The 16,058-nt window shown below is 65.2% G+C and carries 7 protein-coding genes and 1 pseudogene; 7 read left to right on the forward strand and 1 reads right to left on the reverse strand.

The genetic code is table 11. From position 1 onward, the window contains the following. Positions 1-143: 143 nt before the first annotated feature. From QEG98_RS09890 to QEG98_RS41795, 5 genes are all read left to right on the forward strand, one after another. A complete protein-coding gene (locus tag QEG98_RS09890; protein WP_316566561.1) occupies positions 144-11,333 on the forward strand; it encodes an RHS repeat-associated core domain-containing protein in 11,190 nt (3,729 codons plus the stop codon). Next, positions 11,333-11,653, forward strand: coding sequence for a hypothetical protein (locus tag QEG98_RS09895; RefSeq protein ID WP_316566562.1), 321 nt, complete (start codon positions 11,333-11,335; stop codon positions 11,651-11,653). Before QEG98_RS09890 ends, QEG98_RS09895 begins: the two co-directional genes overlap by 1 nt. A 25-nt stretch (positions 11,654-11,678) precedes the next feature. Then, on the forward strand, positions 11,679-13,040 hold the full coding sequence (locus tag QEG98_RS09900) for an RHS repeat-associated core domain-containing protein (protein WP_316566563.1): 1,362 nt from the start codon (positions 11,679-11,681) through the stop codon (positions 13,038-13,040). A 13-nt stretch (positions 13,041-13,053) separates the two neighbouring features. Continuing rightward, positions 13,054-13,587, forward strand: a complete 534-nt coding sequence (locus tag QEG98_RS09905; protein ID WP_316566564.1) for a hypothetical protein — start codon at positions 13,054-13,056, stop codon at positions 13,585-13,587. A gap of 866 nt (positions 13,588-14,453) precedes the next feature. Then, positions 14,454-14,714 (forward strand): hypothetical protein, encoded by a 261-nt coding sequence (locus tag QEG98_RS41795; protein WP_410478066.1) that lies wholly within the window; start codon positions 14,454-14,456, stop codon positions 14,712-14,714. A 316-nt stretch (positions 14,715-15,030) separates the two neighbouring features. Here QEG98_RS41795 and QEG98_RS41800 read toward each other — a convergent pair. Continuing rightward, positions 15,031-15,150 (reverse strand): annotated as a pseudogene (locus QEG98_RS41800) (hypothetical protein); the annotation flags it as partial. Between QEG98_RS41800 and QEG98_RS09915 the strand changes: the two are divergent. Both QEG98_RS09915 and QEG98_RS09920 read left to right on the forward strand, forming a co-directional pair. Next, complete coding sequence (locus QEG98_RS09915; RefSeq protein ID WP_316566565.1) at positions 15,125-15,253, forward strand: hypothetical protein; 129 nt, start codon at positions 15,125-15,127, stop codon at positions 15,251-15,253. The pseudogene QEG98_RS41800 and the gene QEG98_RS09915 sit on opposite strands and share 26 nt — an antisense overlap. Before the next feature lie 148 nt (positions 15,254-15,401). After that, positions 15,402-16,016, forward strand: coding sequence for a tyrosine-type recombinase/integrase (locus QEG98_RS09920; protein ID WP_316566566.1), 615 nt, complete (start codon positions 15,402-15,404; stop codon positions 16,014-16,016). Positions 16,017-16,058 lie beyond the last annotated feature (42 nt).

Raw genomic sequence — 16,058 nt, forward strand, 5'->3', positions numbered from 1 at the left:
CGCCGCTGGGCTTTTGGGAGCGGGTCTTCCGCTTCCCTTCCCGGCCCGCGGGCGCCGAGGCTACGCGGCGGCAGGAAGCAGCCTCTGCACTGTTACGGGTGGAGCGCCTCCTTGAGGAGAACCAGCAGGATGCTCTCCGTCGGTTGGCCGAGGTCGAGGAGACGCTGGCTCCGGACCAAACGGCGCTCGCGGACCAGGTCAGCGAGCGCCGGGCGGAACTCGCTGCGCGCGTGACGTCCACGCAACAGGTGGTGCGGGAGGTTCGGGACGTGCTGGAGGCGCCGTGCGACTCCCTCTGGGAGCGATATATCGCCTACGTCCGGCAGCGCATGTACGGCGACGCGCCCACGCGGCTGGCCGAGTTGCGTGACAAACTGCGCGGCTGGGGCGCTTCACGGCCGGTGCCCGTGCTGAGCTCAGAGCTCACGTACGTAGACGGAGCGATGGTTCCGGCCGCACTGCCGACGGAGCAGGTCGTTCCCGCCTTCAGCGCGGGGCCGCTGGTCCTGCCCGCCCTGGAGGACACCACGGAAGGTCAGGAGGTGGAACTCTCAGCAGAGGTGCGGTCCAAGGCCGATGAGCTGGGGAGCGCGAAGGCCATCCATGACTTCATCAAGAATGAGTTCGACCTGGAATGGTATTACGGCTCATTGAAGGGCTCGACCGAGACGCTGCGCCAGAAACGTGGCAATGACTCGGACTTGTCCACGTTGCTCATTGCCATGTTACGCGCTCGGGAGATTCCCGCGCGCTACGTGCGTGGTACAGTCAAGCTGCCGCTGCCACGTGTAGCGGACCTGATGGGGCTCCTGTCAGGTCCGGAAGTAGACTCGCTTTATGGGAGTGGAGGTGGCTCCTTCCAGCTTTCAACGGCAGTCGAGCAGCGAGTGCTTCAGGGTCTCTCCGCGGCAGGTATTCCCTATGAGCCTGTAACGAGCGGTGGGCGTGTGGCTGCGGTAAAGCTGGTTCACGTCTGGGTTGAGGCGTGGCTGCCTTATGCTGACTACCGCGGTGCTGGCAGAGGCACAGGGGCCAGGCAGTGGGTAGCGCTGGATGCAGCCATTCCGGGCACCGCGAAGTACGCGGCCACCCCACCCGCCGTTGACATCCTGGAGGCCATGGCCGTCGGACCTGAGCACTTCACCGATAGCTACCTCTCGCAAGGCGGACTTCTCTCGCCGCTCCAGTTCTACCGGTCCCGGGTCGAAGACTTCCTCGCCGCACAGAGGCCTGGGACCTCGTACGAGCAGGCGCTGCGTACCGTGCAGCGCCGCGCCGAGCAGCTTCCTTTCCTCCCGGGTACGTTGCCTTACGAGGTGGTGTCGGTGCATGCAGAGTCCGCCTTCCTGACGGACGCGGCCCGGCAGCGTCTGCGCGTGACAGCCTCGGATGGCGCTGGCGTCTTCCTGGATGTCACGCTGCCTCTGCACCAGGTGGCAGGCCACCGCACCATTTTCACCTACCGTCCAGCCTCAGCCGAGGATGAACAGGTGGTTCAGCGAAGCGGCGGCCTCTACCAGGCGCCCGCCGCAGTGGTGCAGGTGCTGCCGCAACTTCGCGTGGACGGAAAGGAGAAAGCCCTCGGCACCCGGCCGGTCGGCCTGGGGGTGGAACATACCTGGACAGTGGAGTTGCTCCTGCCGGACGGCTCGAAGCGACGGCTGGAGAACCGCATTCTCGCCGGCAATATGGTGGCCCTCGGCGTGGGGGCTCCTGGCAACGCGTACTCACCTGTGCTGCTGGACGTGGACGACCCGCAGGACGGAGACGCACCGCGCTTTCTCTACGAACGCGCTGCGGCCTACGTGAATGCGTGGACAGCAGGGGAGCGCGAACTGGCACGCCTGCTTCAGGTGGTGCCCCTCCATCCGACCGCCAGCGTGGTGCTGGTGCAGAACCAGCTCGAGCTGGAGCAGACGATGGGGGTTCCGCAGAGGCTCATCTGGAAGGGCCTGGAGGTGGATGCGGACCTGCGTACCATGACGCCGCTGGAGCTTGTGGCGGGGCGGGGTAGGGCGCTGTTCCGCATGGCGGGCTACGAAGGAAGCTACCAGGAAGCGCGGGTACTCACCGAGGGCACGCAAGAGGACGCGGTCGCCGCAGTGACTGTGATTCAGCGCGCCCATGCGCAGGGCATGCCCATCCTTTCCATCACCCCGAACAACGCGCCGACGGAGCTGCCCCTGCTTGCTGCCTCGGATGAAGTGCGCCGCGATGTGGAGGACCTGATTGCACGCGGCTGGGAGGTGCGTATCCCCCAGGGGCCCCTCCAGCTTCGGGATTGGACAGGGACGGGCTACATCGCCAGGAATCCGCTCACGGAAGAAGGTGGCTACTTCCTTTCTGGACGGCTTTCGGGTGGACAGACGATTGTCCTCCCCAGCTCCTGGTTGGATGGCGCCTTGGTGGAGCAGCTCGCGGGCCCGGATGCGCCCCGGTCCACGGATGATTCATCGCGCATCGCAAACCTCGTGAAGGTGCCTGCAACCGACTTTCAGGAAGTGGAGGTGGGCTCTCCCGGTGTGGTGCCGCTGGCTGTGTACGTCACTACTTCGGAAGGCGTGCCTGTCAGCGCGGCGCCCGTCACCTTCAGGCCGAACACGCAGTCCAGCAGGGCGGTGCCTCGATTTGCCGCGGTGGACGCGCCAGGCACGCAGATGGATTCGATTACGGTGATGACTGATAGGACCGGGCGTGCCCGAGTTCTCGTCATTCCGGATACAGACATCCGCAAGTGGGCCATTGCAGTGCCGGTGGCGCCGACTGAGGCAATCCCTCGTCCCGCCAGCCAGCTTTGGGGGCTTAACGAAGTCTCGGCTCAGACGACGAATGGGACCGTCACCCTTGCGCTCGCCAGCCCCTTCACGGTCCTTGGTAAGCCGGGTCCACTGACCCGCATCCAGGCAGACGGTGATTTGCGCATTGAGCGGACCATCGCCGGCATCGAGACCAGCCGCTCCATGTGGGTCAAGGCAGTAGACCGGTATGGAAATCCATTGGCGAACGTGTCCGTGGCCTGGTCCGGTGCTCCAGGAACCGGACGCTTTTTCAGTCCTGGGTTGATTCCTCCAGGGCAGACGCAGTTGCTGAACTCGCCCAACGTCACTCCCACGTTAGCGCTTGTGACGCCGACGCTGGGAGAGGTGACGGCGGGCTATGTTCCGGGGCCGACTCCGGGAGACTACGTGGTGACGGCTACTGCGCAATCTCCTGCTGGTCCGGTGAGCGCCAGCTACGTCGTCGAGGCGCTGCTGCCCCCTGTTTCCGAAAATCGGATGCGGTACGCGCTCAGCCTGGAGACGTTGGGTTCGCAGTTCAGTGGCGTGTTTGGTGGCGAGTTCCCCGAGCCCCTGGTGGCGCAAGTCCTGCGCACCACGGAGAACGGCTCCTCTTGGCAACCGGTGCGGGGAGATGAGCCGGACCTTGCGCGCGTCCAGGTGCGAATCCGGGTCGCGTCAGAGTCCTCCACGCTCTCCGACCAGGTGGAAATCCCGTTGACCGAAAGTGGTATCGGCGGCGGGCTTGATGACGACCAACGCGTGGTGTTCTGGCCCAGGTACTTGGTTCGCAGCGGGCGGCAGTACATCCACGTGAATGCGTCGGTAGTGGAGCGGACGGAGCAAGGTGAGCGCATTGCGACAGTGAGTCCTGGTGGGGTCGTCTACTCGTTTGGCTCAGAAGAGGCCAATGTCAGGGTTGAAACCGGAACCGGTGAGCCGGTGGCCAGCCCATGTAATGGCGCCTCTGTGGATGATGGTTTTGTGCGGCTCGCGGTATCCAACCCAGCCGGCTACCCCCTCTACATGCGCCTCGTCGAGAAGCCTGATGTGGCCGGAGAGGTGCTCCTCGGGGAAGGTGACCTCGCGGGGCAGCCTCGTCTCCCCTCCGATTCCTCGCTTGTCGAACTGCTCCCGAGCTCCCTCAACACGGTCAACCTTCCGCTGCGCCCGGGGACTCACGGTGGAGAAGTCCGAGTGGAGGTCCACTCCATTCGCTTCAGCATCTCCAACTCCATCACAGAGGTCGTTGGAAGTGGTGTCATTCGCATCGCGCCCGCAGGCAGCCGTCTGCTGGCGAGCGGCGGCGAACTGGGAGCGAAAGTCATTCTCCCGGTGCGCAACTTCGAGTCGGCGGCGACGCCCTCCGGCACGGACGTGGTCGCGGTCACGGCCACCGAGAAGCCCATTCTGGTCCCAGCGCGACTGGAGTTCTGCGTGGGGGATGAGGGGGACGTGACTGTCACCTCTGGGCCCACAATGCTCAGTCGTGGCCGGCTGGTGCGTAATGGCGCGGGGCAGTTGGAGATTCAGGCGGTGGGAGGCAACGTTCCGCCGCCTGAGTTGGTGTCGCAAATGGGAGTGCTGAGCCTCCAGGTGCCGCCGGGAGACCCGTCGGGCCAGGAGGTGCGTATCGACTTCACTCCGGCGTCGACCCCGGACAAGACGCAGACGCAGCGCCTCACGCTGAAGACGGCGGTGGAAGACGCGGGGGCGCTCCCCGTGGGGCACACCTTCGTCAAGGGCGTCAGCGTGGTGGACGGTCACCTCATCAAACAGGCGGAGGATTTGCGCGTCCAGGGCCGAGGCCCCGCGCTGGCCTTTACGCGTAGCTACAGCAACCAGGGCTTTGAGCGTGGGCCACTGGGGCGCGGCTGGACGCACGCCTACCGCAGTTTCGTGGTGCCGGACAGCCGCAGCGGTGAATTCCGTTACATGGTGGTGGGTGGTGAGGGCAGCGGTCAGGTGTTTACGTGTGCTGCAAATGGGCAATGCACAGCGCAGCGTGGTTTTCATGGCACGTTCCGCCGCGAGACGGCGCAGGTGGGGGGCACCTCTCAGGAGCGACTCGTCTTCCGTGCGCCGGGCGGCGTGGAGTATCGCTACGGTCAGTTGGATGCATCCGTTAGCCCGCCGCGGCACCGACTGCTGTCGGTGACGGATACTTCGGGGCACGCCGCGATATTGGAGTATGGCGGCGCGGATATCGACGGCGAGGTGTCGCGCATCTACGAGGCTGGTAACCGGCGCTTCCTGCGATTTGGCTATATGCGCCCACCTGGAGCGCCCCACGCGCTGCTGGCCGACGTAGAGTTGATGGAAAACCCGTATGCGCCCTCGCTGGTGCCCGAGGACGGCACTGCCACCTCTCTGGGCGTCTGCGTGTCCTACGCCTATGACCTGCGCGCCAACTTGGCTGGCGTGCGCCGCCTGGACGGAAGTTGCTCGCAGGCGGGGGCCTCCATCCTGCGTGAAGAGAAGTACGAATACGTCGACAGCTTCGACGAGCGGCTACAGAGCAACCTCTCCGCGTACACTGACGCTAACGGCAATACCACGCGGTATGAGTACTACGCTCAGAATGACTCATTGCCGGGCGAGGCGGATTTCCTCCGCTTCGGAGACAAGAGGGAGCGCGTAAAGCTTGTGATTGAGCCGGAGGGCGCGGCGACCGAATTCGTGTACGCCCTGCAGCCCAACACGCTCCCCATCTTCGGTCAGCCCGTGCGTACGTACGAGACGCGGGTGAAGGGCCCGCGGCCTGACGTGCCGGAGACGGTGTACCGGATGAATCCGTACGGCGCGGCCGTGCAGGTGGAGCGCCCACTGAGTGAAACGCTGGTGGCCCGTACCCGCGCTCAATGGGACGCGACGCACCTTCGCAAGGAGAGTGAGGAAGACGCACGAGGCCGGGTGACGCGCTATCGCTACGACGCCTTCGGCAACATGGTGGAGCGCAGGGTGGAGACTCCGATACTGGCCGCTTCGGGCGACGACGCGGTGGGCACGGAAGTCGTGAGGGATGGCCAGGGGCAGCCTGTGCCTGCGGTGGTGGAGCGCTGGGCGTATGACGCGTCCTTCAGCATCCCGACGTGCCACATTGATGCGGAAGGCCGCGTCACGCGCATCACCCTGGACTCGGCTGGGATGGACCCGAGGACTGCGACGCCCACTGGGACTGGATTGCCACTGGAAACGCGGACGCTTGCAACTGCCGTGGCGAGTTCTTCGTTGCTGGGGGCGGCGGGCTGCCTTGAGTTGGCTGAGACGGTGGCGCCCTCTCCCCAGGACATTGTGACGGGCCAGCGGTACTGCCAGTTGCCGGGTGGCACCTGTCCCTCGGGAGCCCTCAGGGGGGACGTGTCCGCTGTCGTTGATGGAAATGGGAATGTCGTTTCCATTCTTGAGTACGACGCATTCGGCCATGCAGCGCGTAAGCGGACGCCCACGTTCGGCGGAAGGTTCATTGAGACGACATACGGGTATGACGCGCGCGGCCGCCTGGAGGATGAGGCGGACACGCTGGGCCACAAGACGCACCGAGTCTTCGACGGCCTGGACCGCATGGTGCGCAGCGAGCGCCGCAACGACAAGGGGCCGTGGCTGACGACGGAGTACCAGTACTACCCGGGCGGACAGGTGGAGGTGGAGACGAATGGCCTGGGCCTGACGCGTCGGGTGACGCTGGATGGACTCAACCGAGTCAAGGAGGTGACGGAGTCGGGAGGACGCCTCACGACGGCGCTGAGGACGTCCTATCTCTACGACGAGGCCGGCAACCGCACGGAAGTGGTGGACCGGCGTGGGGTGGTGACTCACACGGCGTATGACTTCGCGGACCGGCCGACGACGGTGACTGTGGCGGTGCGTGATGGCGCGCGCTTCCAGGCTCAGGGCGGGGAGTCCACCCAGGTGGGCCTGGCCGGCGTGGTGGCGCGCTACGGCTACGACGCCGCGGGCAACCGCGTCTGGGAGGAGAACAAGCACGGATTCCGGACAGAGTCCCGGCTGGACTCGCTGTACCGCATGGTAGGCGTGACGACGCCCGAGGTGCCCTCTGAGTCCTTCACGACGTCCACGCAGCGCCGGTACGAGGTGACGCGGCGCTATGACAGGGTAGGCAACCTCCTCTCGGAGACGGACGGCAACGGCCACACGACGACGTACGCATATGACTTCGCCAACCGGCGGACCTCCATCGTGGACGCGGTGGGCCGTGAGGAGCGCCGCGAGTACGACGGCAATGGCAACGTCACCCGGGTGGAGAGTCGGCAGGGGGCGGTGGTGCACCTGGCGCGCACTACCTCGTATGACGGCCTCAACCGCCCGCTAGGGGTGACGGAGTCTGTTGCGAGAAGCGGGGGCGCCACGCCGGCAACGTGGACGTATACGCAAGCGAGCCACTATGACGACGAGCAGCACCGGGTCCACACGGGAGATAGGCGTGGCTTCGTTACCACCGTGGAGTTGGACGATTTGGACCGCGTCCTCACCCAGGTGGTGGATGACGGTGCCTCGCCGCTGACGCGAAACCCCGACGACGCGCGCGTGGGGCCCGCCCTCGGGCTCGTCACGCGGTACGAGTACGATGCCAATGGCAACCGCAGTGCGGTTGTGGATGCGCTGGGCCGGCGCACGGAGGAGGTTTTTGACGGCCTCAACCGCCGTACTTTGCGCCGCCTCCCAATGGGAGTGACGGAGTCCTCCACCTATGACGGGGAGGGCCACGCTACTGCCCAGGTGGACGGGCGAGGCGTTCTGCGTAAGGCCTTCTTCGACGCGCTGGGCCGTCAGACGCGAGACGTGCTGGTGGAAAGCCTCTCCGCAGGCGGGCAGGAGTTGACGCGCACGGCGCGCGCCTACGTCGACGTGCCCGAGGCTGGCCTCGTCCAAGTGGAGGAGACGGACGCGCGAAGTCACGTGACACGGCGGTACCTGGACGCGCTGGGCCGTGAAGTGCGCATGGTGGACGCGCTGGGCCACGCGCGGGAAACCCGCTTCGACTTCCTCAACAAGCGCGAGGAGAAGGACAGGAAGGGTTACGTCACGACATACGTGTACGATGCCGCTAGCCGGCTGCGCTTCCAGCGGGACTTTGACTTGCAGTCTACGTCCGCTGTCTACACGCAGAGTCACGAGTACGACGACGTCGCCAGGACTCAGACGCTTCGCGATCGGCGCGGTGTCGCGACGGAAGTGCGCTACATGGACGGCCTTGGTCGCGTGGAGCGCACCGTTCGAAGCGACGGGGTGGATACGCAGACGGGCGAGACGCGGTACGACGCCAGCAGTCACCCCACGCGGGTGACGGACGCCAACGGCCACGTTACCGAGTCCGTGTATGACGGGGCCGGACGGCTTCTCGAGGCGACACAAGGCTTGGGGACGGCGGAGGCCGCACGTACCACCTCGAAGTACGATGCGGTGGGCAACGTGTTGGAGGTGAAGAGTGCTCGGGTGACGGGTGTGGCGTACGACGTGCGCCACACGTACGACGATTTGAACCGGGCGGTGCGTAGCGAGGACGCGCTGGGCCAGGTGACGACGCGCGCCTTTGACGCGGCTGGCAACAAGGAGTGCGAGAAGCGGCCGCTGGGCGGTGCAACGCTGGCGCATAACGCGGCGAGCGGGTTGGACGTGGCGGCGGTGAAGTCGCACGCATGCGCAGGCGACTTCGTCACTCGCTACGCGTACGACGAGGAGGGCAAGCTGCTGTCTGTGGAGGATGCGTTGGAGGGCGTCTACTCCTTCGTCTATGACGCGCAGCGCAACCTGGTGGCGAAGCAGGACGCCAACGGCAACCTGACGACGTACGCCTATGATGCCCTCAATCGCCGGACGGACGAATACCAGCACCTGGATGCGCACGCGCGCCTGACGTCCCAGCAGCGCGGCAGCGTGCCGGGCGCGGAAGGAGCAAATACGCTGCACTGGCACGTCGGCTACGACGACGAGGGGAATGTCTCCTCGCGACAGGACGCCGAAGGCCAGTTGACGCTGGAGATGCATGGCGTCCTCAACCGGCTGGAGACGCGGACGTACCTGAGCCACAAGCAGCCGCGTGAGTTGCCCTCGGTGGACAGCGAGGAGTACGAGTACGACGGCAATGGCAACGTGACGTCCGTGGTGGAGACGAAGCAGGCCGCGGCGGGCCTGGTGGTGGAAACCACGGTGCGCACCTTCGACGGGTTGGACAGGTTGAAGGAGGAACTGCGCTACGACGGCAAGCGCGTCGGCTACGGGTACGACGCGAAGGGTAACCGCCAGCGGGTGGAGGATGCGGACGGTGTCGCCACCGTGTACACCTACGACGCGCTGGACAGGGTGCGCACAGCCACCATGGGCGCGGCTGTCACCACGTACGAGTACTGGCCGGACGGGCTGCTGAAGGGCACCGACTACCCCAACGGAGTCGATGAGCGGCGCTGCTACGACGCAGCGGGGCGCCTCTCGGACGTCCTCAGCGCCAAGGGGGCCATTACCGACGCCTGCAGCACGTCCGCCGCGGTGGTGAGCCGGTACCGCTATGGCTATGACGCCAATGGCAACCGGGTATCCCAGACTGAGCAGCGCACCAACCCCGCAACGCAGGCGCTGGGCGCGGCCGAGTCGACGACGTACGGGTATGACGCGTTGGACAGGCTGGTGGGGGTGAAGTACCCGGAGGGCACGGCCACCCTCTACCGGCTGGACGGTGTGGGCAACCGGCTGGGGGAGAGGAAGGCGCCGGCCTCGGCGGTGGTGGCGCTGACGGCGGCGGCCTTCTTCGCGCTGACGCCGGCGGACGTGCTGGCGGACGTCACCACCACCTTTGACAGGGCGGACCGGGCGCTGACGCAGACGGACGCGAAGGACGCGTCGCGCAATGTGACGTTGGGGTGGGACAACAACGGCAACCTCGTTGCCCGGCAAAGGCAGGGTGTGACGCGGCAGCTGGCCTGGGACATTCGCAACACCCTTACGACTGTCTACGAGGGCGGCCAGGAAGTCGGGCGGTACGACTACGATGTCAATCTGCAGCGCACGAAGCGGCGCACGGCCACGGAGAATGTGGAGTACGTGCTGGACGAGGCCTTCGTGCTGCAGGAGGCGGACGGCAGCCAGTCAAACCACCCGACGAAACGGCGCTACCACTACGGCAAGGGGCCGCTGGCCGTCAGCGAGGTGGCCACTACCACCGAGACAAACTTCCTCGGCACGGACGCGCTGGGAAGTGTGACGGACGCCCTGTCCACCAGCGGCAGCGTGGTGGCAGCCCGCCAGTACGACGCGTGGGGCAACCACCGCAGTGGGACGGCACCTGGCACCAGCGACTTCAAGCTGGGCTTCACCGGCCACCAGTACGACACCGAGACGGGCCTCACCTACGCCCGTGCGCGGTACTACGACAGCGAGCTGGGCCGGTTCGTCTCGCGGGATTCGTACGAGGGCACGGTGGCAGATGCGCCGAGCCTGCACCGGTACCGGTACGCGAGGGCAAACCCGCTGCGGTGGGTGGACCCGAGCGGCTACCGCGACGCCACGGTCCAGGAGCAGCATGAACTCCAGGTCTGGGAGGAGACGCTCAGCGCTGCGGAGACGAAGTACAACGAGTACTCCACCGCGATTCAGTTCGCGTCGTGGCTGCCGCCAAAGCGTGGCGCGGCACTCACCATCGATGTGCTGCGCCAAAACCTTACGAGCCGTCGCACTGCCATCGCTCGTGCTGCTGAGGGCATGGCGGTGGAGCCAGGGACGTATGAGGTAGGGGAGTCCACCTTCAGTGCCCCGGATGGCACTCAGTTCACGGTCAAGATGTTCCCGATGTGGCTGACGGGGGCAGAGGCCTACGCTTTGCGCAAGGCGGCAGTCGGGCAGGCCCTCACGAGCCCTTTTGGTACCGCTGCCTACGGCGTCACCACGGCCTTGGGGGCCGATGAGGAGAAGGTCGACGCTGCAATCATGGCAGCCGCGCAGGGCGGGGAGTTCATCGGCCCCAATGGCTCGAAGGCCAAGGTCATGGCCCGGCCCCCGGGTAAGAATCCTCCGCCCGGTGGCCCACGGGACGCACGAGGAAGTGTCTTCCGGCGGCGCAGTGGCGCTCCACCGAAGACGATCCAGGAAAATCCATTCGACCGGGAGGACATCACCGCAGCGGAGCTTCCTCCGAGACCCGAGCGTAGCCCCGCGTACTCAGTGCTGTATGAGGCCCGGCTTCAGAAGGGCGTGGACTTCCCTGATATGCCCGAAGGGCGGCATCATGCGGAGGCCAACAGGCAGCTTCATGAGGCCTTCCAGGCCGACCCTGTCTTCGCAGCGCAGATGGAGCAGCTGTATCCTGGGGTTGTCGCTGGAGTGAAGCCCGGGCGTTTTGGTGCCTTCAAGGCAGGAAAACCGATGGAAAGTGCCACTTGGCATCATGTGCACACCAGCACCCTTGAGAAACGCGCTGACTACAATGGACCTGGCGTGATGCAACTGGTTCCTACAAGCCAGCATGAGGCCCCTGGGCCCGTGCAGAAATCGCTGCACCCGAATCAGCAAGGAGGTATGGAGGAATGGGGAGGTGGTCGGTAATGGATAAACTCTTGAGCCTCGGGGAGGTGCTCGTGCACATCAACGAGTGTCACTGGGAAGACTTCCTGTACGCGGAAGGAAGACCGCCGTGGACGGTGGAAACGCGATGCGTCGTCATCGAACGGGACCCCTATTCCGATGAGCTGCCGGAAGCCGCGAAGGCCCTATCGCTGGTGCCAGTGCTCCAGGTCTCCGATGTGAAGTCGGTTGTCAGGAATGCGAAGCAGCAACGCCCGGATGTCAGTACCGAGGACCTAGTACGGGCTCTCACGTTCTACTTCCAGAAGGACGCTTACATCGACTTCGGTCTGGAAAGCTGAGCAGGGTGTCTTCGGCTCATCCGGGGTGAAGTACCCGGAGGGCACGGCCACCCTCTACCGGCTGGACGGTGTGGGCAACCGGCTGGGGGAGAGGAAGGCGCCGGCCTCGGCGGTGGTGGCGCTGACGGCGGCAGCCTTCTTCGCGCTGGCGCCGGCGGACGTGCTGGCGGACGTCACCACCACCTTCGACAGGGCGGACCGGGCGCTGTCGCAGACGGACACGAAGGACGCCTCGCGTAACGTGACATTGGCCTGGGACAACAACGGCAACCTCGTCGCCCGGCAAAAGCAGGGTGTGACGCGGCAACTGGCCTGGGACATCCGCAACACCCTGACCACTGTCTACGAGGGCGCCCAGGAAGTCGGGCGGTACGACTACGATGTCAACCTGCAGCGCACGAAGCGCCGCACTGCCACAGAGAATGTGGAGTACGTGCTGGACGAGGCCTTCGTACTGCAGGAGGCGGACGGCGGCGAGACGAGTCACCCTACGAAGCGGCGCTACCACTACGGCAAGGGGCCGCTGGCCGTCAGTGAGCTGGCCTCAACCACCACGACGAGTTACCTCGGAACGGACGCACTGGGCAGTGTGACGGATGCTATGTCCGTCGGTAGCGCGGTGACTGTCGCGCGCCAATACGACGCCTGGGGCAACCACCGCAATGGGACATCTCCCTCCTCAGGGGATTTCAAGCTGGGCTTCACAGGGCACCAGTATGACGCCGAGACGGGCCTCACCTATGCCCGGGCCCGCTACTACGACAGTGATTTGGGGCGCTTCATCAGTCGGGACAGTTACGGCGGCACGCTGGACGACGCTCCAAGTCTGCACCGGTACGTGTACGTGAAGCACAATCCGCTTCGGTACACGGACCCCAGTGGGCATGTCGGCATTGGGGACTCCGACCGATTCGACGCACAGCTTGCCGCAAACATGACTGTCATCCAGACCTGCGAGCGTACTGGCGACTGTCGTGAGCGAAATGCATTGTTCGCGGGTTTTGCCGGCGCCGCAGTTGTTGGTGTGGGTGGTATTGTAATTCCTGCCATTGCCCCAGCTGTGGTGACGACTGCAGGGGTCGTTGGAGGTGGTCCGGTTCTGCTTGAAGCGGGGCTCGACGGTATGGGCCTCGCGACGGGAGCGTATGGGTGCGGCGTCTACCAAGACCCTTCCGCATGCCGTGACGCTGTTGTCTCTTTTGTCGATTTGATTGCTATTGGCGTCCCCTTGCCACTTGCCGAGGAGAGCCTGTACAGGCGTGTCAAGGGGGGGCTTCTCGGGCAGGAGCCAAGGGAGTGGCGACGCCTCGTCGGCTTCGGTCGTAGTGGAAGTGCCAAGTGGCGGTACGGCGAGTATTGGCCGGTCACTTCCGGGAGAGGCAACTAAAGAAAAACCATCGTTGCGTGGCATCGGAGAGCGAACGTCGGCAGGCGTTGTGCTCGACGATGCTGAGATTGGCCGGCTCAAGCAGGAGGTGCTCGAGCTTGATGCTGACCCCTCAATTTTTCACTTCAATGTGGGCAGAGCGACTGGATATGTGCAACCAAAGGAGAGGGAAGCGGGGCCCGGCCGAATTCATGTTCGCGGTGACGTGCTCCCGCTGGAGGGGGCGGAGCATCCGCGCTCCTCGATGAGCACAAGGGCTGTGCTTGCCCATGAGTACTGGGGGCACGCTCAATACCCGAGGACGAGGTTGGAGCCAGGGGCTTGGAACGATGAGTTCCGCGCGAGCTATACTGCTGCTGCTAAAGCGCCGAACTTGACCTTCCGGGAGCGTCAAGATCTTATGCGAGACGCTGTAAAGCGAGCGGAGGAGGCGAATAGATCTATAAAATCGAATGCATTGATGCGGTACTTTTTCAGCAACGGCTATGCGGATCCGCCGGCTTGGTGGACGCCCCCGAAGGGGTTCAAGCAGCCGGGCGAGGAGTAGATGGGTAGTTGCCCGCTGGTTCCCTTTTGAAAGGCCTGTCATGGCGAAAGATTCGGCTTGCTCACTTTCCCCGAATGGGCGGCACACTGTTATCCGAGAGTCCACGGGAGAAGAGTCTCTTGGGCGCCCCTTGTTTCGGCTTCGGCTGGATGGTGCTTTGCTGGAGTCGAGGCGCAGCATCGGTAGGTGGCTCTTCGGGGCGGAGGTAGTTTGGTCCGCTGACTCTCGCTACATTGCGGCCCAACGATGGGATCACCCAGACCGTGGCCCGCAGACATCGATCTTGCTGCTTGACCTTGAGCAGCGGCTCTGGCGAGTCATCGGGCCGAGCTATCGCGCAGTAATGAGGCCAGTATTGTTTCATGGTACTGAACTCGACTTTGAGACCTTGGACTTGCGCACCGGCGAGACGGCCAGAGGGCGCGCTGAGTGCGCGCCCAGCTTGACTAGATGGGGGGACTTGCAGGACGTAATGTTGCCGGAGGGTGCTTCGGCCTAAACGCTGCTCGGGAGTTGTTTTAATATGAGGCTCGTCGATATCGCGGACGGGTGGGTGCGGTAGCCATTAATGCGTGGTGGGGCGGGGATTTGGTGCTCGCGCTGAACTGGGCAGTGTGGCGCGATGGCCATGTTATTCTGATGAATCGCAGGACAGCCCGCGCCAGTGAAGGAGAAGGGCTTTAGGTCAGGCCGTTGGCTGCGACGTCCTGGGCGACGGCTCCTGGAGTCTGCCAGGGGGCGGTAGCCCCCTGTGTCAGGAAAGTTGTCGCCTCGGCTGGCGAGCCGAGCTGAACACCCCAAGGGGCGAGTGCAGGCATGTAGCGGTGCCGTACACGGATGGATTCAAGGCGGAGATGGTGAAGCGGATGGTGGAGGCAGGCGCGGTGAGCGCGGCTGCATTGGCCCGCCAGGTGGGAGTCTCCCGGCCGACGCTGTCGCAGTGGTTGCGCGAGGCGCGTAGGGTAGCGGCGATGACGCCGCCGCCCGAGGAGAAGAATCCCGCTGGCCCGTGTCCGTCAGCTCCCGCTCCTCGCGCGCGTTGCGCCGCTGGAGCCAGCATGCCTCCAGGCGGAGGTTCATCTCCCGGGCGGACAGCCCTAGCTTCTGGCCGAGTTGCGTGGCGTTGAGCCTCGCGGGTGGCTCGGCGGCAGCCGGCAGCCCCCTGCGGTGGGGTTCCATCGTCAGCCCGGTGTCCGTGTGGATGGTGTCGAGGGCGCAGGCCGCTGCCAGCTCCGCCTTGCGGCCTGGAGCGAAGGATGCGAGCGTCCTGGCCACTTCCAGGTGGGCCAGCACCTGGCCTTGGAGCGGCGGTGGCAGTGCTGGAATTGGCTGTGGTGACGGAGCGCCTGGCGCCGTGTCGCTGCCCGTCGTGCGGAGGGTGGTGAGCACCTCGTGCGTCACCCAGTGCTTGAAGCGCCGAGCCTCGGGCTTGCGACTGGTGAAGGTGAGTACATAGAGGCTGGACTCGTTGGCCACAGTCAGCTCCTGCGGGCCCCCAGGGGGCTGCACAGTACGCAGACCCTTTTCGTCGTCTCCGATGCGACGTGTCTGCTCGGTGTTGATGGTGAGCGCCGCGCAGACGTCCGCGGCGACGAACTACGGCTCCCCCTGCTTGTCCATGACGACGCGGACGTGGTGCGACTCGAAGTCGAATTCATCAGGCTGATTTACAGGGACTCCTTCCTGGAGAGGTTAGCGAAGGCCAGGGGCGTGCGAGGCCCCGGCGCGGGATTCAATGGGCAGCGTGGCTAAAGACTTGTCTTGTTGGTGCGGCAGAGCGTGCATGGATGCGTTCCCTTTACAAAGGAGTCGCCATGTCTGCCTATGCTGCTGTCGCCCGCGCACCCCGCACCCTCACAGAGAAGGAGGTGGCGCTGCTCTTGCGCGCTACGGGATTGCACCGGGATGGATTCCGGGACCACTGCCTCTACAGTCTCGCGCTGGCCTCGGCATTGCGCGAGCACGAGTTGGTCGCGCTCAACGTCGGGGACATCTTCGACGAGCGCGGGCGCGCACGCCGGTACGTGATGCTGACCGTCTTCAAGGGATGCGCTCGCCATCCGGAGCCCCAGGAAGTCGTCCTTTCGGACACGGTGAGGCGCAAGCTGGAGAAGCTGCTGCGCCTGAAGCGCGCGCAGGGGCACGACGTGGGGCCCCAGGCGCCGCTCTTCCTGAGCCGCAAGGGCCTGCGCCTGTCCACGCGGCAGGTGCGCCACGGCTTCGCGGTGTGGCAGGAGCGCGCGGGCCTGGACAGGCACCTCAACTTCCACGCCGTGCGCCACACCGCGTGCACCGGGGTGTACCGGCGGACGAAAGACATCCGCCTCACCCAACGCTTCGCGCGCCAGCGCAGCATCGACTCCACCGTCATCTACACGCACCCCTCGGACGACGAGCTGGTGCGCGTGACGCAGGAGCTGCCCTGCTGATGGGGCGTGCCGCCTCCGCGCTGAGCGCCCGCGAGAGCCCCT

The organism is Myxococcus sp. MxC21-1 (assembly GCF_032612255.1).
Lineage (GTDB): Bacteria > Myxococcota > Myxococcia > Myxococcales > Myxococcaceae > Myxococcus > Myxococcus virescens.